14 protein-coding genes are annotated in these 17,479 nt (G+C 63.9%); 10 read left to right on the top strand and 4 right to left on the bottom strand.

What is annotated here, in order from left to right; genetic code table 11:
* Positions 1-241: 241 nt before the first annotated feature.
* Positions 242-1,270 (top strand): hypothetical protein, encoded by a 1,029-nt coding sequence (locus JOD47_RS00520; RefSeq protein ID WP_307836156.1) that lies wholly within the window; start codon positions 242-244, stop codon positions 1,268-1,270.
* A gap of 79 nt (positions 1,271-1,349) precedes the next feature.
* Here JOD47_RS00520 and JOD47_RS00525 read toward each other — a convergent pair whose 3' ends face one another.
* Entirely contained in the window at positions 1,350-1,541 is a 192-nt protein-coding gene (locus JOD47_RS00525; RefSeq protein WP_204530983.1) for a hypothetical protein, read from the bottom strand.
* A 239-nt stretch (positions 1,542-1,780) separates the two neighbouring features.
* Here JOD47_RS00525 and JOD47_RS00530 point away from each other — a divergent pair, with 239 nt between their 5' ends.
* The gene (locus JOD47_RS00530) at positions 1,781-2,824 is read left to right on the top strand and encodes a hypothetical protein (RefSeq protein ID WP_204530985.1); all 1,044 of its coding nucleotides are present in this window, start codon (positions 1,781-1,783) and stop codon (positions 2,822-2,824) included.
* Between the two features lie 32 nt (positions 2,825-2,856).
* Here the strand turns inward: JOD47_RS00530 and JOD47_RS00535 are convergent, their stop codons facing one another.
* On the bottom strand, positions 2,857-4,416 hold the full coding sequence (locus tag JOD47_RS00535; protein ID WP_204530987.1) for a chitinase: 1,560 nt from the start codon (positions 4,414-4,416) through the stop codon (positions 2,857-2,859).
* A gap of 238 nt (positions 4,417-4,654) precedes the next feature.
* Between JOD47_RS00535 and JOD47_RS00540 the strand changes: the two genes are divergently transcribed.
* Genes JOD47_RS00540 through JOD47_RS00550 form a run of 3 tightly spaced genes read left to right on the top strand, consistent with a single transcriptional unit; the run spans position 4,655 to position 8,966 of the window.
* Positions 4,655-6,979, top strand: coding sequence for a glycosyltransferase family 2 protein (locus JOD47_RS00540; protein ID WP_204530989.1), 2,325 nt, complete (start codon positions 4,655-4,657; stop codon positions 6,977-6,979).
* Positions 6,980-7,039: 60 nt separating this feature from the next.
* Positions 7,040-7,423 (top strand): DUF7793 family protein, encoded by a 384-nt coding sequence (locus JOD47_RS00545; RefSeq protein WP_204530991.1) that lies wholly within the window; start codon positions 7,040-7,042, stop codon positions 7,421-7,423.
* On the top strand, positions 7,413-8,966 hold the full coding sequence (locus JOD47_RS00550; RefSeq protein WP_204530993.1) for a putative bifunctional diguanylate cyclase/phosphodiesterase: 1,554 nt from the start codon (positions 7,413-7,415) through the stop codon (positions 8,964-8,966). Before JOD47_RS00545 ends, JOD47_RS00550 begins: the two co-directional genes overlap by 11 nt.
* A 60-nt stretch (positions 8,967-9,026) precedes the next feature.
* Here the strand turns inward: JOD47_RS00550 and JOD47_RS00555 are convergent, their stop codons facing one another.
* Both JOD47_RS00555 and JOD47_RS00560 read right to left on the bottom strand, forming a co-directional pair.
* Positions 9,027-10,133 (bottom strand): branched-chain amino acid aminotransferase, encoded by a 1,107-nt coding sequence (locus JOD47_RS00555; protein WP_204530995.1) that lies wholly within the window; start codon positions 10,131-10,133, stop codon positions 9,027-9,029.
* A 117-nt stretch (positions 10,134-10,250) separates the two neighbouring features.
* Positions 10,251-11,306 (bottom strand): 3-isopropylmalate dehydrogenase, encoded by a 1,056-nt coding sequence (locus tag JOD47_RS00560; protein ID WP_204530997.1) that lies wholly within the window; start codon positions 11,304-11,306, stop codon positions 10,251-10,253.
* Between the two features lie 118 nt (positions 11,307-11,424).
* Here JOD47_RS00560 and JOD47_RS00565 point away from each other — a divergent pair, with 118 nt between their 5' ends.
* The 5 genes from JOD47_RS00565 to JOD47_RS00585 all read left to right on the top strand — a co-directional run bounded on the left by JOD47_RS00565 (position 11,425) and on the right by JOD47_RS00585 (position 17,470).
* Complete coding sequence (locus JOD47_RS00565) at positions 11,425-12,162, top strand: glycoside hydrolase family 16 protein (protein ID WP_204530999.1); 738 nt, start codon at positions 11,425-11,427, stop codon at positions 12,160-12,162.
* A gap of 53 nt (positions 12,163-12,215) precedes the next feature.
* Positions 12,216-13,415, top strand: coding sequence for a sensor histidine kinase (locus JOD47_RS00570; protein WP_204531001.1), 1,200 nt, complete (start codon positions 12,216-12,218; stop codon positions 13,413-13,415).
* Positions 13,416-14,108 carry a response regulator gene (locus JOD47_RS00575; protein WP_204531003.1) on the top strand — a complete coding sequence of 231 codons (693 nt, stop codon included), beginning with the start codon at positions 13,416-13,418 and terminating at the stop codon, positions 14,106-14,108. It abuts the gene before it with no gap.
* A 111-nt stretch (positions 14,109-14,219) separates the two neighbouring features.
* Positions 14,220-14,987: an ABC transporter ATP-binding protein gene (locus tag JOD47_RS00580; protein ID WP_204531005.1), complete on the top strand. Its 768-nt coding sequence runs from the start codon at positions 14,220-14,222 to the stop codon at positions 14,985-14,987.
* Between the two features lie 2 nt (positions 14,988-14,989).
* On the top strand, positions 14,990-17,470 hold the full coding sequence (locus JOD47_RS00585) for an ABC transporter permease (protein WP_204531008.1): 2,481 nt from the start codon (positions 14,990-14,992) through the stop codon (positions 17,468-17,470).
* The last annotated feature ends 9 nt before the right edge of the window (positions 17,471-17,479 follow it).

Genomic DNA, 17,479 nt, shown 5'->3' on the forward strand with positions numbered 1-17,479 from the left:
GAGAACTGCGGAAAGTCGTTTCATAACGGATTCCTTAAAGGTAGGAGTGCAGCGTCACGGACACCAGATGAATTCAGTATACGAAGCAACTGTGATATGCAACACCCCTTGGGGCCGGATCTCTTCAGCTTTGCCCCGCTCTGTCTCAACCGGTCCTTTCCGCATAAACTCAGAGACAGTCACGTCGAATTCGCCGGGAGCCCCCTGCCTGTCCGACGCAGCCTTTGAACAAGGGGGAAGTGTGGCAGCACAGCATTCCGGTGAACTCGTGATGTACGAACTGCGCGCGCGTGAAGCCTGGAGCCAGCGCGATTATCGAGCGGCACGGCTGCTCGCGGCCGCCGCCATCGAACTCACGGCGCACGCCGAGGACCACCACTCCTGGTGGAACATGACGTTCCTCCAGGCCGAATGCCTGCGCGAGGAGGGCTCATTGGAAGAGTCGCTCCAGTTCGCTGAAACCCTCGGAATCAGCAGTCTCACCTTGGAATCGGAAGCATTGAAGGCTCGTGTCCATACTCTCGTGGCCGTGTGCCAGCAGGGTCTGGGTCATCTCGACGAGGCCGTGGATAGCGCTACTGTCGCAGTGAAAAGCGCATCCACGGTTGCTGACTCTCCCGAGCTTCAGATAGAGGCCCATCACGCGCTGATCGCAGCGCTTGCCGAAAGTGACCGGTTGGACGAAGCCTGGAGCACATGCCTGGATCTCTCGACTCACATCACGCCGGCTATCCACACGCAGACCGCGGGCAAGGCATATTGGGTCATCGGGAACGTAGCGTTCATGCGCCGCCAGGTGGACGACGGCACCCGTTTTCATGGGCTCGCGGCGGAGCAGCTCACTCCTCACAACGATCTTGACCTGTGGGCCCGGTTCAACCGCGCATCCGCTTCACGGCGCCTGGCAGCCGGCGTTGTCGATGCGGAGACGCTTGAGTGCATTGAACGGGCAGAGATCGCCAGTTCCATTGTCGGCGGCACGGAGCGGGACCGGCTCCAGCTTTCCCTCACCCGGGCGCACTGGCTATTTCTGACGGGCCAGCTCAATGCTGCGGTGGAGCGCCTGCGACCAATCTGCGCTGAGGGCTCGGCGCTCTCCCGACAGACAGAGGGAGAGGCAAACCTGCTGCTTGCCCAGGCGCTGTCGGCCCGCGGCGAAGAACTTGAGGCGTTCGCTCACTTCGAAACCAGTGAACAGTGTTTCGACGACGCCGGCGCACCCGACAGGGCCGCGCATGTGCGCGACATCGTGGCTGAAATTCGAAGCTGATGTTGCTGCTGTAGACATGCAAAAGGCCGTGGAGATCAGCCAATCAGCTTGCTCTCCACGGCCCTTATGAGAACCGGGACTACACAGCCTGGTACGTGCTGTCGGGCCAGTTGCCGATCTTCGCGGTGGTTGTGCTGTCCGGCCAATTGCCGATCTTCGTTGTAGTCGTCGTGCCATCGGGCCAGTTGCCGATTTTTGCAGCCTGAGCAGCCGTGCCGCCCCCAACCAGAAGCAACGCAGTCAGCAACAGAGTTGCGGAGACTTTTTTCATACTTTTTCCTTGTCACTTGATGGACGCAGAAGAACGATATGCCTTCTGCGTTGCACAGCATCCCCAGTATATGGATCGAGTTGCGACAATCGAGAGACTTTTGTCTCATGTTTTCCGCAGTTTTCTCCTCCGAATTCGAACACACATGAATTCACCGAGCACACACTGGGAGATTCGGCTGCCGGTTCTGACAGAATGATGCCCGGGGATCCATTCGAGGACAGCGTTGGAACGAGGCCATGAATCAAACCCAGCAGCCCGGCGAGCACGTCTTCCTGGAATTGCGTGCGCGCGATGCCTGGAGCCAGCGGGAATACGAGAGCGCTCAGAGCATCGCTCGTGAAGCGGCCGGGTTAGCAGCGAGCCACGGGGACGAAAACGCTTGGTGGAACATGAGCTTCCTCGAAGCGGAATGTTTCAAGAAGCTGGGCAATATACGTGAGGCAGAAGCTCACGCACGGTCCCTCCAGGAACATCCACTAACGGGTCGATACCCGGATCTCTCTTCACGGGTCGCGACGTTTCTTGCTGTCGCCCTGCAGGGCCAGGGCGACCTCGCGGCCGCGGCCGAAGAAGCAAGGCGGGCTGTTGCAATCGCTGCATCTGCCGCCGACTCGCCGGACCTGCACATCACTGCCCAGCATGCACTCATCGCAGCACTCGCCGAGAGTGACCAACTTGATGACGCCTGGCAGGAATGCCTCAGGCTGGCTGAGCTCATCACTGCTGATGTGAACTCGCAGACTGCAGGCAAGGCCTATTGGGTCATCGGGAACGTGGCCTATCTCCGACGGGATGCCGCTACCGGAACCGATTACCACCGGCGGGCGGCCAGTAATCTCTCGCCCTCAAACGACCTTGACCTGTGGGCCCGGTTCAACCGTGCGTCCGCTGCGCTTCGCCTGGCGGGCGGCGTCGTGGAGCCTGAGACGCTCGAGTGCATCGAGAGGGCGGAACTCGCTGCGTCGATTGTGGGCGGGAGTGAGCGGGACAAGCTTGAACTGTCACTCACCCGCGCGCACTGGCTGTTTCTGACAGCACAGTACGATGCCGCTGTAGATCGGCTGAGGCCCATCTGCGATGCGTCTTCCCTCATCGCCAGCCAGACGGCGGCAGAAGCATACATGCTGCTGGGGCAGGCGCTGGCGCGGTCCGGCGACGCGCTCGAAGGGCTGTTTCAGCTCGAGAAGAGCCAGGAACTTTTCAGGCAGTCAGGAGCTCCCGACCGGGAAGCACAGGTAGGCAAACTGATTGACGAGGTTCACCGACGGGCGCAGGCCTAAACCTCCGGACGTTCTTGCCGGTCAACGTCCGGTCAGGACTCCAGCTCCTCAAGCACTTCCTTGACTTCGTCGTTGGAGAACTTGCGCCACGGCGAAGCATCCGAGGTCTGCAGGGCCGCTTCCGGGCTGTCGCTCCGGTTCCACCACTTCGCTTCGAAGACATGACCGTCGAAGAGGATCCGATCACCCTTCTCGTAGGTCTTCTCCGCGTCCCAGCCGGGATAGGTACCTGCCGGAGCAGTCACAACGGGAACCGGCTTCTCCCCCGGCAACACCGGACCGATCAGGGTCCACGGAGTCTCGGCAGCCTGCAGCACCGGATTGTCCGGCACGTCGCCCGAGGTCCAGTACTTCGCTGAATAGACTTTCCCGCGCCAGACGACGCGGTCATCGAGCACATATGTGGCTTCCTCCGACCAGATCGGGTAAGGACTGGTTTCAGGATCATCGACCACGGACTCGGGCGTGGGCTCATCAGTAGTGGGGGCCGAGTTGAGAGTCGCTGCCCGTCCCTCGAATCCTGCGCCCAAGACGTCAGCGAACAGCGTGCCGTCCTGCTCGATGCCGCTGCAACTGTCTGACACGATCTTCGCGTCGCCGTAGTTGTCGCTGCAGGTGGCGTCTCGGTTGAGCGACCACATGGACATCCGCCCCACGCCCGTTTCCAGGGCGAAGGCATTGAATGCGGCACCTGCCTCAAGATCAAATACCTCTGCGGGGACATCGTTCTGACCAATCATGGGCGTCAGCCCGATCTTCCTCCACAGCGTCTGCGGACCGAGGCTGGTGCCTGCCCGGTCGTAGAGGATTCCTAGTTGGGCGTGGGTGGCCCGGGCAGCCGCGATCGACGCATCCAGCTGGGAAACCCCGGGCTCCCTGCTTCCGCCGTAATCCATGGTCATGACATTCACGCCTGCGAGATCCACGCCGCCGTCAAGCATGGCCGTCACCGCGTTGGTGCCCTGAACGGTCAGACCGGACGGCGCCACAGGCAGGGTCAGCCAGACATTGAGCGTCTTGCCGTCCGCGCGCCGTTCCTCCTGCAAAGCGGCCAGGGCTTCTGCCCTGCGCGCCGCAGCCTCGGAATCGGCCAGGTCCTCGCCCTCGATGTCGAGGTCGATCGTGGTCAGGTTGTACCGCTCAACGACGGAGCGGTAGGCCCCGGTAAGCTGGTGGACGTCCGTACAGGTCCGGGCGAGCTCGTTGTTGATCAGACCGCCGAACGACACTGCAACCTCGCCACCGTCCTGGATCAGACGCGCAATTCGGCGATCGAGATCCAGCTCAGACTGCGCCTCGTCCAGCGAGTAGGCAGCGCCCCACGACGGCCGGCAGTCCTCGGCAGGATCAGCAACGATGAACGAGAGCACGACGCTCTTTCCCTGCTCCGAGGCGGGCTGCTCGAAAGGGTAGAAAGGCGTTGCTGTGGCGTCCACATACCCGGCGAACCACGACCCGCCATTGGCGGCAGCGCGCACATCCTCAAGACGGTTCCAACCCACAACAGTGGACGCTACCAGCGTGCCGATAATAGCGACCAGGACAGTGAGGCGCACAGGCGAAAGCCTGCGGCCTGGAAAACGTGTGGACATGGGTCCCCCAGATACAAGACCGTTCGGACGGGAACGGTGAGCGTATCGTAACGGTGGAAGTCCACCGAATCAAAATGGTGTACTGTTTCGTCCGTCACATCCCGCACGCCGATGCCGCTGGGCCGTCACCTCAGCCGGACCGGGATGAACACTGCTGACCGTCGGGCCCGTCACCTGCCGCAGCGACACTCACTGGGACGCTCCGCATGGGGGGTCCATCAGATTATTTGGGGGGCGGATGAACCAGCAAGTCTCTGTGCCGGATTCGGCTGTCGGAACGTCTTCGTCGTCCGGCGCAGGATCGCGGCGGCGTCAGTGGGGAGCAGAGAAGCGGTCCGAACCGCTTTCGATCGTTCATCCGCGACCTTCGCGGCGAAAAGTCGCGCTCGGCCGATTGGCGATCGTGGTCACAATTCTCGGTTGGGTGGCCTACGTCGTATCGACGATCCTTCGGGAACTCGCGGAGAATCCCTCGGCAAGCTTCCGGTTCCAGCTCGAGGCGATTTTCTACCTCGTGGTGGTCACCTTCCTGACATTCTCCGCACTGATGTACCTGCTGGCCCGGCAGGGAGCGCTGTATCGATTCCGGGACCACCGCCGTGTCCCGCGTGGTGAGCTCGATCGGCACTTCGCCCGCTACGACGAGAGCATCACCGTGCTGGTACCGTCCTATGCTGAAGAGCCCGAAGTGGTCCGCGCCACACTCTGGTCCGCCGCTCTGCAGGAGTTCCCCAACCTGCGGGTCACGCTTCTACTCGATGACCCGCCGCACCCGACAGATCCGAACGTTCTTGGTCGGCTTGAGGCCACACGCGCACTGGCTGCCGAGATCGAAGGCCGATTGCTCGAGCCCTCCATGCGCTTCACCAGCGCGTTGTCCGGGTACCGCGAACGCATGGCTTCCCACACACCGGCCGGCGACGAGCTGCCGCGCCTGATCGCCGAATACGAGGCCGCCGCGGTGTGGCTGGAAACGATGGCTGAGAACGAGACCGTCGAGGATCACGTTGACGAGTTCTTCGTTGACCTGGTGCTGATGGGTTTGGCGCGTGAGTTGCGCCTGACTGTCCTCGCGCTTACCGCCGCCCGGGCCCAGCACACTGCGCCGGATCCGGACCGGATGGTGGAGCTCTACGTGCGCCTGGCCCGTATCTTCACCGCTTCCATGAACACGTTCGAGCGCAAGCTCTACGCCTCCCTCTCCCACGAGGCGAACAAGGCGATGAACCTCAACGCCTATATCTCCCTCATGGGCGGGCGCTGGCACAAGGAGAAGGCAGCCAACGGCGTTGTGCTTCGTCCTGCCACCGAACACCATGTCGATGACCTCGACATTCCAGACTCCACCTACGTGCTCACACTCGACGCCGATTCCCTCCTGCTGCGCGACTACTGCCTCCGCCTGGTCCACCTGCTGGAATCACCGGGCAATGAACGGGTTGCCGTCACGCAGACGCCGTATTCCTCCTTCCGTGGTGCCCCCACGCGCATCGAGCGCGTAGCCGGCGCCACGACCGACATCCAGCACATCCTTCATCAGGGCATGACGTACTACGGCGCCACGTTCTGGGTGGGTGCCAACGCCGTTATCCGCAAGCGTGCCATCGAAGACATCGTCGAGGTGGAGAGCGTCGGCGGATTCGACATCAAGACCTACATCCAGGACCGGACAGTCATCGAAGACACGGAGTCGAGCGTTGACCTTGGGACCCACGGGTGGACGCTGGTGAATTACCCCGAACGGCTGAGCTACAGTGCCACACCGCCGGACTTCGGTTCGCTTGTGGTGCAGCGGCGCCGATGGGCCAACGGCGGTCTGCTCATCGTTCCCAAGCTGTGGAATCAGATGCGGGAGCGCAGACACCGTCGTGAACGCATCCTTGCTCGCGAAGTCCTCCTGCGGGTCAACTACATGGCCTCCATCGCCTGGGCCAGTTTTGGTCTGCTGTTCCTGCTCGGCTACCCCTATGACAGCCGCCTCCTCAGTCCGCTGGTCTTCATCACTGCCCTCCCCTATTTCCTGGCAATGGGCAGCGACCTCCGGGACTGCGGGCACCGCTTCAGCGACATCTTCAGGATCTACGGATTCAACATCGTGCTCCTGCCCGTGAACCTGGCCGGCGTCCTGAAGTCCATTCAACAGGCTTTCACCGGCGAGAAGATCCCCTTCGTCCGCACGCCCAAGGTCAAGGACCGGACGGCTGCGCCGGCACTCTACGTCGTCGTGCCGTTCCTGATCGTCGCCTACTCCCTCTTCACCGTCTGGCGGGACGTCGTCAGCGAGAACTGGGGCAACGCCGCCTTCGCGTTACTCAACGCATTCCTGGCGTTCTACGCCATCCGCGCGTACATCGGCCTGAAGAACTCTGCCGTAGACATGGTGCTGGGCGTGCTGAACTGGCTCCATGTCCCGCCGCGGGAGCCTCGACAGGAGCAGTCACCCGTCATCGACAAGGCACCCGAAGAGGCGGATTGGGAAGCAATTCTCTACCACGGTGACCGACGGTTGAACCGCGACATGCGCCAGGGCAATGACCGCCGTCGTCGTATTTCTGTACGGTAGTTTCAAGAACCGGATGCAGCGCCACACCCCGGCGCTCCAGCAAGGAAAGCGACGCTCGGCATGAATGCACTCTGGCTGGTACCCAGCGAAGGATCGGACACAACGGCACCGGTATCCGTCATCCGTCTGGTCCTGCCGCAAGGCGAGCACATCACGGAGGAGATAGCGGATACTTTTGCGCAGCGTGCCCGTACGGAGGCCAGCGGCGTCCTGACACCGATCCTGCTTGACATCACCGGAGTCGCGTCGATCAGTCGCGAGGCGCGTGCCGTTCTCAGCCGCTCCCGCTCGGCATCGGCCATCGCGGTGGTGGGAGCGAGCGCGGTGGACAGGGTGCTCGCGAATTTCCTCCTTGGAGGCGAGCCACCGCCGTGTCCCACCCGCTACTTCGGTGACGAAGATAGGGCCGTCGCCTGGCTGCTGGAACCTGCAGATGACCGCTGACGGCGGGGATCCCCGCCTGGCGATGCTGGTCGACGGCATCGTGAAGTTGTCCCGGGGAGACCTCAGCAGCAGGATGACGCCCTCACCGGTGCGCGATGATGTCGACGCCGTCATCACCGGCGTCAACCTCCTGGCTGAAGAACTCGAACTGGTGTATAGGCAGTTCGAAAAACGCGTGGAGAACCGCACGGCCATGCTTCACCAGGCTCATCTGGACATGAAGCGGATGGCGATGACCGACGCGCTGACCGGGCTGTCCAACCGAGTGGACCTCGTCGAGAAAATCGAGCAGTCCCTCTCCGGACAACAGGATGGCAATCCTCCGCCGGCGCTGCTGCTTCTCGACCTCGATTCATTCAAGAATGTCAACGACCGCTTCGGGCACGACGCCGGCGACGACGTCCTGCGCGAAGTTGCGGAGCGCCTTCGTGGAGTTGTCAGGGCGACCGACACCGTGGCTCGCCTGGGCGGCGACGAATTCGCTATCCTGGTCACCCAATCAACCATGGAGATCGCCCTCGGTGTAGCCAACCGCGCCTTGGAAGTGCTCGCGAAAAGCATCGACGTGGACGAGTTCAGCGTGCATCCACGCGCCAGCATAGGTTTGCGCCTCGCTACCGCTGACCACACCGCCGAATCCCTGCTGTATGAAGCCGACACGGCAATGTACGCGGCGAAGAACGAGGGTCGCAGCATCATCAAGACCTTCGAACCGGTCATGCTCTACGACCGGCAGCTCCGCACGCTGATGGCCTCGGAACTGCGCGACGCCATCGGGACGGACCAGCTGTGCGTGCACTATCAACCGATCGTGAACCTGCGCGACGGGTCGGTCAACGGGGTGGAAGTTCTGGTGCGCTGGAACCACCCAACCCGCGGTCTGATTCCTCCGGACTCGTTCATTCCGCTTGCGGAAGAGATCGGTGCCATTTCCGAACTCGACCGGTGGGTCATGGCCACGGCCCTTCAGCAGTATGCGATCTGGCGGGCGGCGCTGCTGGTACCCGAGGATTTCCAGGTGCGCGTCAATATCTCGGCGATCGAGCTGCGCCAGCTCGATATGGTGGATTTTGTCCGCGGACTGCTCAAACGCATGTCTGTACCCCCGCCCTCACTTGTCATCGAGATCACCGAATCCGCATTGGTCAGCGGCGGCGAGGTGGAAACATACTCGCTGCTGAGCCTCAAGCAGCTTGGCGTGTGCATTGAGATCGACGATTTCGGCACGGGTTACTCGTCGATCAGCTACCTGCGCAATCTACCGGTCGACATGGTGAAGGTGGACCGCTCCATCCTTCGCGAACCCGCAACGGGATCATGGCAGCCCGAGTTTGTGGCAGCTGTCTTCCAGCTCATCCGGGCGGCCGGCCTCGGAGCAGTGTTCGAGGGCATCGAGACCCACGAACAGGCTGATTTCCTGCGCTCCCTCGGCGAGATCAGCGGGCAGGGCTACTACTTCAGCAGGCCGCTTCCCGAGCCCGGGATCACGGAGCTGCTGCGCTCAGGCAAGGCGCTCCCGCTCGGTCCGGCGATGCAGAGCTGAAAAATGCATGAGGCCCGGCCTTCCTGATCGGAAGCCGGGCCTGATGCTGTTCAGAAGCCGCTACACGAGGCGGGTCATCCAGCCGTGCGGATCCTCGACCTTGCCTGTCTGGATGCCCAGGAGTTGTTCACGGATACTCATGGTGACCTCGCCCGCCGAGGGATTCGGCGCGCTGATGACCTCCTCGCCGTCCTTCAGCTCGCCGATCGGTGTGATGACTGCTGCGGTGCCGCAGGCGAACACCTCCGCGATATCGCCGTTGCCCACGCCGTCGCGCCACTCATCAAGGGTGATGGTGCGCTCCTGCACCTGAAGGCCGCGGTCCTTTGCCAGCTGGATGATCGATGAACGGGTAATACCCTCAAGGATGGTCCCGCTCAATGCCGGCGTGACCAGAGTGCCGTCCTTGAAGACGAAGAAGACGTTCATGCCACCGAGTTCCTCGACGGCATTGTCGTTGAACTGGTCAAGGAAGAGCACCTGCTTGCAGCCGTGCGCCTCTGCCTCCAGCTGCGCTGCGAGCGAGGCCGCGTAGTTGCCTCCACATTTGGCGGCGCCCGTACCGCCACGTCCTGCGCGCGCGTAATTCCGGGAGACCCAGATCGACACCGGGGCCAGTTCCCCACCGAAGTAGTTGGCCGCAGGCGAGGCGATCACCCGGTAGGAAACCTCACGGGCGGGACGCACACCGAGGAACGCTTCGGTGGCGATCATGAACGGGCGCAGGTAGAGGCTCTCACCGTCGCGGGTAGGCACCCACTCCTGGTCAGCGGCAACGAGCTGGCGCAGGGACTCCAGGAATATCTCTTCGGGCAACTGCGGAAGTGCAAGCCGCGCAGCGGAACGATTGAGCCGCGCCGCATTTGCCTCCGGCCGGAAGGTCCAGATGGAACCGTCAGCGTGACGGTACGCCTTCATGCCTTCGAAGATCTCCTGCCCGTAATGCAGCACGGCAGCTGCCGGATCCATGGCGATGGGCCCATACGCTTCCAGGCGCGCGTCCGACCATCCGCCGACACCCTCCGTATCAACAGCGAAATCCACCACCGCAGTGTGGTCGGTGAAGTGGTTGCCGAACCCGGGGTTGGCGAGAATAGCCTCCCGGTCCGCCTCCGACCTCGGGCTGGCCGACGGGTACTGGGCGAATTCCAGCTGCGTAGCTGTCATGGTTCCTCCACGGTTACCTGCCCTCCGTATGCGCTACGAAAGACACAATCGTGCCTGGCGGTGATCCCGAACGGGATACGCACTCACGATCACTTGAGTTAATGGTTCCTAACCAGCTTAGGACACTGCGGCGGCAATCGCATCGCCAATTTCAGCGGTGGTGCGTGGCGCGCCTGACCGGGTGGCGACGTCGTTCTCCACCGCCGCCTCGATCCGCTCCGCCTGCTCACTGAAACCGAGGTGGCGCAGCAGCAGGGCTGCCGAAAGGATCGCTGCAGTCGGGTCAGCCTTCTGCTGTCCCGCGATGTCCGGGGCGGAACCATGCACCGGCTCGAACATCGAAGGCGCCGTGCGGTCCATGTTGATGTTGCCGGAGGCAGCCAGGCCGATACCCCCGGTGACGGCGGCGGCGAGGTCCGTGATGATGTCGCCGAAGAGGTTGTCGGTCACGATGACATCGAAACGCGAGGGATCCGTCACCAGGAAGATCATGGCCGCATCGACGTGCAGGTAGTCGTGGGTAACCTGCGGGAACTCGACTGCCACGGCCTCGACGGTGCGCTTCCACAGATGGCCCGCGTGCACCAGCACGTTGTGCTTGTGTACCAGGGTGAGGTGCTTCCGCGGTCGCTCGCTCGCCCTGCGGAAAGCGTCGCGGACCACGCGTTCAACGCCGTGCGCGGTGTTCACGGAAACCTCAGTGGCTATTTCATGGGGTGTGCCCGTGCGCAGGGCTCCACCGTTGCCCACATACGGTCCTTCGGTTCCCTCCCGCACCACCACGAAGTCGATCTCGCCGGGATCGGCAAGCGGGCTCGGTACGCCGGGGTAGAGGCGTGAGGGACGGAGGTTGACATAGTGGTCAAGGCTGAAACGGAGTTTGAGCAGCATTTCGCGCTCGATGAGCCCCGAAGGGATGCGGGTATCTCCCGGGGCGGCACCGACGGCACCGAAGAGGATGGCGTCGTGGGTGCGCAAACGGTCCAGCACCTCCTCCGAGAGTGTCTCCCCCGTGGTCAGCCAGTGCTCGGCACCGAGCTTGTAATCCGTCAGGGTCAGTTCCGCGTCCGCGGCAGCTGTTGCTGCGCGCAGCACCTTGACCGCCTCGGTAATGACCTCCGGTCCGATGCCGTCACCGGGGATCACTGCCACATTGATGCTGGATGAAGTCATGGGATCAGCCTAGGCAACCATCCCGCATCACGGACAATCGAGTCCCGGATAGTGAGACGGTGATACTGGGCTGTCACCGTACAGCCATTCCGCAGCCCCCGCCGCGGACAATAGGACAATGAACACAGATTCCGGTCCTGCGGGCGATTTCACGTGGGAAGGCTATAACTGGCTCAAGCGTTCGTGGACCGGCGGTCCGCACTACAACGGCAGTTTCGATCCGGCCAATGTCAGTGAGCCGGACGCGAACGGGCGGGTCAGCCTTGCCCTCACCAATCCGTCAGGTAATGCACCCGTAGCGGCGGAGTTCCAGTCCACCCGTCGCGGCTTTGGCTACGGCACATACAGCGCTGGAGTCGAGCGGAACCTGCAGACGTTACAGAAGGAAGTGGTGTGGGGATGCATGTTCACTTATGACCCCGATGCTGCTCCCGGCCACAACGAGATCGATGTCTGCGAAGCGTCCGCGTGGGGCGGGTCGCGTCCGGTCCGGCAGGGGCATGGTTATTGGTTCGACGCGACCAAGCCGGCCGGAATCGGCAGCACTGTTGTCAATTTCGACGTCACGCCGGACCCCGTACTCACTCACCGGCTGGTCTGGGAGCCCGGCAGGCTGACCTATGAGACGTTCGCCGGCGAGGGATACTCCGGCACCCTGCTCAAACGCACCGTCCTGGAGGGTGCCACCGTTCCCGTTCCGGCACGCGAGGCGGTCCACTTCAACCTGTGGGTCACCGGCGGCGGGGGTGGGTACCCGAACCAGGTCCGGCCGGAGCAGGTGACACTCCGCGACTTCTCCTTCACGCCCCGGACAACCGAACCGATGCTGCCGGCTCCTACGACGCGCGTCCGGTAACTCCACCCCTGGGGCGATGTCCGCTGCCGTTGCCCACCCTAGAGTTGGACATTATGGATGCGCACCACCGGTTGGCCCGCTGGCTACGGGAGAACCAAGGGACAGTCGACCGCGTTGTGGCGGGAGCGGCATTCGTCCTGTTGGCGCTGCCATACGTTCTCCTCGATTCACCCGTCGAGTTCGTTGTCTCGACGGCGCTTGTCATCCCCCTGGCCTGGCGGCGCAGCCGGACCGTCGCTGCCGCATCGGCGGTCGCGGCGGTGTCCATCAGCCAGCTCCTCATCAACCAGCCGCCGGTTGCGGCCCAGATCAGTGTCCTCGTCATGGTGTATGCGCTCGCTGCCTACGGCCCACGGTGGGCAAGCCTGGGCGGTGTGGGTGTTGCTGCCTTCGGCATGGTGGCCGGCGTTGCACAGTTTGGGCTGAACCAGTACCAGACCGGAGTCGCAGCGCTGCCCCTGTACGCGTTGTACATCTTCTTCGCCGTTGCAGTGGTGCTGCTGTGCTGGGCGTTCGGTGACCTTGCCCGAAACCGCAGGCTGGCGCTGCAGGCGCTGCAGGACCGCGCCCGCCGGCTTGAGATTGAGCACCAACAGGAACGCGACCTCGCGGCCGCCGATGAACGCAGCCACATTGCCCGTGAGATGCATGACATCGTCGCCCATTCGCTCTCGGTCATGATTGCGCAGGCGGACGGGGCCCGTTACGCCGGCGCTGCAGACCCCGCCGTCGCTACCTCCACCCTCGGCACGATCGCGGAGACCGGCAGGGCGTCGCTGCGCGAGATGCGCCGGCTGCTCGGTGTGTTGAGGAACGACGACGACGCGCCCACCCGCCCGCTTCCATCCCTGGCCGATGTTCCCGATCTGATCGAAACGGTGCGGCAGGCAGGCCTTGACGTGGCGCTGACGCAGCTGGGAACTCCGCGGCGGCAGTTGGCAACGGGCGCCGAACTTACTGTCTACCGGGTGATCCAGGAAGCGCTGACCAATGTCCTCAAGCACGCCGGCCCACGCGCATCGGCGTCCGTTTCGCTGTCCTGGACCGGAAAAGGGCTCGAAGTGGCAGTCGACGACGACGGGCGCGGCGCAGCGTCCGACGGCGGAATCCTCGACGGGAACCACGCTCATCCCGGCCAGGGCATTCGTGGGATGACCGAGCGGCTGAAACTCTACGATGGGACAGTGGAAACCGGTCCGCGCGGCGGCGGCGGTTTCGAAGTCCATGCACTGATCCCCTACACAGAGGCCTGAATGAGCACCCTGCCCTCCACCGCCACCATCCGGGTTGCCCTGGTCGATGACCAGCAACTGGTCCGCAGCGGTTTTTCGATGCTGATCAACTCACAACCGGATCTCGATGTTGTCTGCCAGGCCGGCACCGGCACCGAGGCGGTCTCAGTGCTCGCGTCTACGGTAGCCGACGTCGTACTGATGGATGTTCGCATGCCCGGCATGGACGGGATTGAGGCAACCCGGCGCATCCTCGCGCAGGCACAGGGTTCCGGACCGCGCATCATCGTGCTGACCACGTTCGACCTGGACGAATATGCGCTCGCAGCCATCCAGGCGGGGGCCAGCGGCTTCCTGCTGAAGGATGCGCCACCCGAAGAACTGCTCGAGGCGGTGCGGACGGTTCACCGGGGTGACGCCGTCATCGCTCCGTCAACCACGCGCAGGCTGCTGGAACACGTGGCACCGCTGCTGAGGGCGCCGTCCGGAGCCAACGAACGGGCGAAGTCCCTGGTGGGGAGCCTCACGGCCCGCGAGCGCGAAGTGTTCACGCTGATTGCGCAGGGCAGATCGAACACCGAGATCGCCTCGGATCTGTTCCTCTCGGAAGCCACGGTGAAGACACACGTGGGACACATTCTCGCCAAGTTGGGCGCAAGGGACCGCGTGCAGGCAGTGGTGCTGGCCTATGAGGCCGGCGTCGTACAGCCCTGACACCCTCATCCCGATCCGTTGCCGCTCTCATCCTCCAGTAGGAGGACGGCGCTGCGAAGAACCTCCCACCGTCCGATCCGCGGGCACCCGCGCGTTTCCTAGCGTGAAAGCATGACACCGAATCTTTCGACGGCTGCCGCGCCGTCCTCCGTTTCCGCTGCAGCGGTTGCTGCCGAATCCCTCAACAAGTCCTATGGCCGGGACAACACCACAGTGCACGCTTTGCGCGATGTCTCGGTCAGTTTCCCCAGCGGGCGTTTCACCGCAATCATGGGCCCCTCAGGTTCCGGGAAGTCCACGCTCATGCACTGCCTCGCCGGCCTCGACACTGCCGATTCCGGTCGTATTCTGCTGGGCGGCACGGACATCACCGGCTTGAACGACGGCGAGCTGACGAGGCTGCGCCGCGACCGCGTGGGTTTCGTGTTCCAGTCCTTCAACCTGATCCCCACGCTCACCGCGGAACAAAACATCACTCTTCCTGTCGCGCTGGCCGGCGGGCAGGTGGATCGAGAATGGCTTCAGCAGATCTGCACCATTCTCGGCCTGACCGACCGGCTCAGCCACCGTCCGCACGAGCTGTCCGGTGGGCAGCAGCAGCGCGTGGCGGTGGCCCGTGCCCTGCTCACGCGACCGGACGTCATCTTCGGCGATGAGCCGACCGGCAACCTCGACTCCCGTTCGGGAGCGGAGGTGCTGGCCCTCCTGAGGCGCAGCAGCCAGGAGATGGGACGAACCATCATCATGGTGACCCATGACCCGGTCGCGGCCTCCTACGCCGACCGCGTGATCCTGATGCAGGACGGAGCCCTGGTGGGGGAACTGGAACGAAGCACCCCCGACGCCATCCTCTCCGCCCTCTCGCAGCTGGGAGCCTGACCGTGCTGACTGTTGCCCTGTCCCAGGTTTCGCGGCATGCCCGCCGCTACATCGCCGTCGGGCTGGCTGTCATGCTCGGTGTCGGCTTCCTGGCCGCGACCCTGATGGTCGGCGCCACCACTACTGCCACGCTTCAGAACAGCATCGGTGCGGAATATTCCAAAGCCGACCTCGTCGTGACCTCGGCTGACGGCTCCTCCCTGCTGCCGGCAGCGGCGGACACTGTCAGTTCAGTAGCCGGAGTCGAGGTGGTGCATGCGGAACAGCAGGGGTACTTCGTGCTCCAGGCCGGCACCGCAACGAACATGGCGAATCTTTCCGCGCTGGCACCGCCCGTACTGGAAGGCCTCGTCCTGCAGGAAGGTAACCTGCCCGAATCCGCCGGCGAGGTGGTGATTGACGCTGCGTCGGCTGAACAATTCGGTGTGGAAATCGGCGACACTCTGCAGGGCGCCGCTCTCCGCGAGGGCACCCTCGCAGAGAACCTCGCGGCATCCGGGATGGAGCTGACCGTCACGGGGCTCAGTGAACCGTCCGCCCACCCTTTCCTCTCCGGGGCCATCGCACTCCATGCCGTCCCGTTCCAGGTCGATGAACTCGTACCGGACGGTGCGACGTCGCAATTGCAGGTTATTCTCACAGACGGGGCGGGGGCGGGCCAGGTGGGTACCGCCGTCGACCAGGTCCTGGCCGACGCGGGCACGGAGGCAAGTGTGCTCACCGCAGCCGAACAAACGACCGAGGATGTCGCTGCCCTTTCCGGCGGACAGGACCAGCTGACCATCGTGCTGTTGGCATTCGCCGTCGTCGCAGTGATCGTCACGGCGCTCGTGATCGCCAACACGTTCTCGGTGCTCGTTGCCCAGCGCACGCGGGAACTCGCGCTGCTCCGCTGCATCGGGGCCGGCCGCGGGCAGATCCGCCGCTCGGTTCTCCTGGAAGCTGCGGTTGTCGGCACGGTGTCCTCGGCCCTCGGTGTCCTGCTCGCTGCCGGTGTCATGTGGGCGCTCGTGTCCCTTGCCCGAACGGTTCCGGGCAGTGAATTTGCAACCCTTGCAGTGCCGGCATCGGCCGTCGTGGGCGGCATGGTGGTTGGAATCCTCATGACCATCGCAGCAGCACTCGTGCCGGCAAGGGCAGCCACCGCCGTCGCTCCCCTTGCCGCCCTCCGGCCGGCCGAACATGCAGGCGTCACCACCCGCCGCGGCCGGGTCCGCCTGGGAATCGGTGTGCTGGCGGTCGTGGCAGGCAGCGCGCTGCTCGCGGTCGGCGCCGCTCAGGCCAACCTGCTGCTGGCTTTGCCCGGTGGTGCGCTGTCCTTCCTCGGATTCCTGCTCTGCGCCGGCCTGTTCGTCCCGGCACTCGTCACGGGCGTCGGTCGACTTGCCTCCCCTTTGGGCGTACCCGGAAAGCTCGCAGCGGTGAACGCGGTGCGCAACCCGGCCCGAACGACGGCGACAGCAACAGCCCTGCTTGTCGGCGTCACGCTCGTCAGCATGATGATGACCGGAGCACAGACATCGCGGACAGCTTTCGATGATGCCCTGGCGCAGAATTACCCGGTGGATCTGGCCGTGCAGCTTGACGGCGGAGAAGACCCGGAAGCTGCGGACACCCTGCTGGCGCTGGACGGAGTCGACGCAGTGGTGCAACCCCTGCCGGTGGCCCGCACCACAGAGGACGCCGGCGCACTGACGGTCTACAGCCTCTCGTCCGCCGACGCGGAAGCGGTCCTGCGCTCGGAGACCGCGTACCCGCAGGATGGTGAAGTGGCGATGCCGGACGGCACCCAAGTGACCGAGCTGGAGGTATCCGGTTCCTCCAGTACCCGGGTTCTTCCCGTGAAGGAAGCCGAAAGCCGCACGATTGTTCCCCTCATCACGCCGGCCACTGCCGATCAGCTCGGGCAGCTGGAGGGAACGGACGCAGCCGGAGTCCTCTGGCTGAAGCTGGATGACTCACTGGGTTCCGGAGAAATCATGCAGCTCCGCACGAGTGTGGTGGACGCCCTGGGTGTGTCCGAGTATCTCGTCTCGGGAGCGGCGCTGGAGCGGGCGACCTTCAATCAGATCATCGACGTCCTGCTGCTGGTTGTGACAGCGCTCCTGGCTGTCGCCGTATTGATCGCGCTCATCGGGGTAGCCAATACCCTGTCCCTTTCGGTGCTTGAGCGCACGCGTGAATCGGCGCTCCTACGCGCACTAGGGCTGACCCGGGGCCAGCTGCGCGGCATGCTGGCAGTGGAAGCAGTCCTGATCGCCGGGGTGGCAGCGCTGATCGGGATCGTACTCGGAATGCTCTACGGCTGGCGAGGCGCCCAGTCCGCGTTGGGCCTGGTGGCTGTTGTGACGCCGTCGTTCCCGTGGCTGCAGCTGGCGGGCGTGCTCCTTGTCGCGACTGCTGCGGGACTGGCGGCATCAGTACTGCCTGCCCGTCGCGCAGCGAGGCTCTCCCCCGTCCAGGGATTGGCCGTGGAGGGCTGACCTGCAAGG

Source organism: Arthrobacter tumbae, assembly GCF_016907495.1.
GTDB classification, from domain to species: Bacteria; Actinomycetota; Actinomycetes; order Actinomycetales; family Micrococcaceae; genus Arthrobacter_D; species Arthrobacter_D tumbae.

Coding starts and splice junctions, on each gene's coding strand:
- JOD47_RS00570 (WP_204531001.1), top strand. CDS start 12,216: ATGGATGCGCACCACCGGTTGGCCCGCTGGCTACGGGAGAACCAAGGG.
- JOD47_RS00550 (WP_204530993.1), top strand. CDS start 7,413: ATGACCGCTGACGGCGGGGATCCCCGCCTGGCGATGCTGGTCGACGGC.
- JOD47_RS00540 (WP_204530989.1), top strand. CDS start 4,655: ATGAACCAGCAAGTCTCTGTGCCGGATTCGGCTGTCGGAACGTCTTCG.
- JOD47_RS00580 (WP_204531005.1), top strand. CDS start 14,220: ATGACACCGAATCTTTCGACGGCTGCCGCGCCGTCCTCCGTTTCCGCT.
- JOD47_RS00555 (WP_204530995.1), bottom strand. CDS start 10,133: ATGACAGCTACGCAGCTGGAATTCGCCCAGTACCCGTCGGCCAGCCCG.
- JOD47_RS00575 (WP_204531003.1), top strand. CDS start 13,416: ATGAGCACCCTGCCCTCCACCGCCACCATCCGGGTTGCCCTGGTCGAT.
- JOD47_RS00565 (WP_204530999.1), top strand. CDS start 11,425: ATGAACACAGATTCCGGTCCTGCGGGCGATTTCACGTGGGAAGGCTAT.
- JOD47_RS00525 (WP_204530983.1), bottom strand. CDS start 1,541: ATGAAAAAAGTCTCCGCAACTCTGTTGCTGACTGCGTTGCTTCTGGTT.
- JOD47_RS00535 (WP_204530987.1), bottom strand. CDS start 4,416: ATGTCCACACGTTTTCCAGGCCGCAGGCTTTCGCCTGTGCGCCTCACT.
- JOD47_RS00545 (WP_204530991.1), top strand. CDS start 7,040: ATGAATGCACTCTGGCTGGTACCCAGCGAAGGATCGGACACAACGGCA.
- JOD47_RS00560 (WP_204530997.1), bottom strand. CDS start 11,306: ATGACTTCATCCAGCATCAATGTGGCAGTGATCCCCGGTGACGGCATC.
- JOD47_RS00530 (WP_204530985.1), top strand. CDS start 1,781: ATGAATCAAACCCAGCAGCCCGGCGAGCACGTCTTCCTGGAATTGCGT.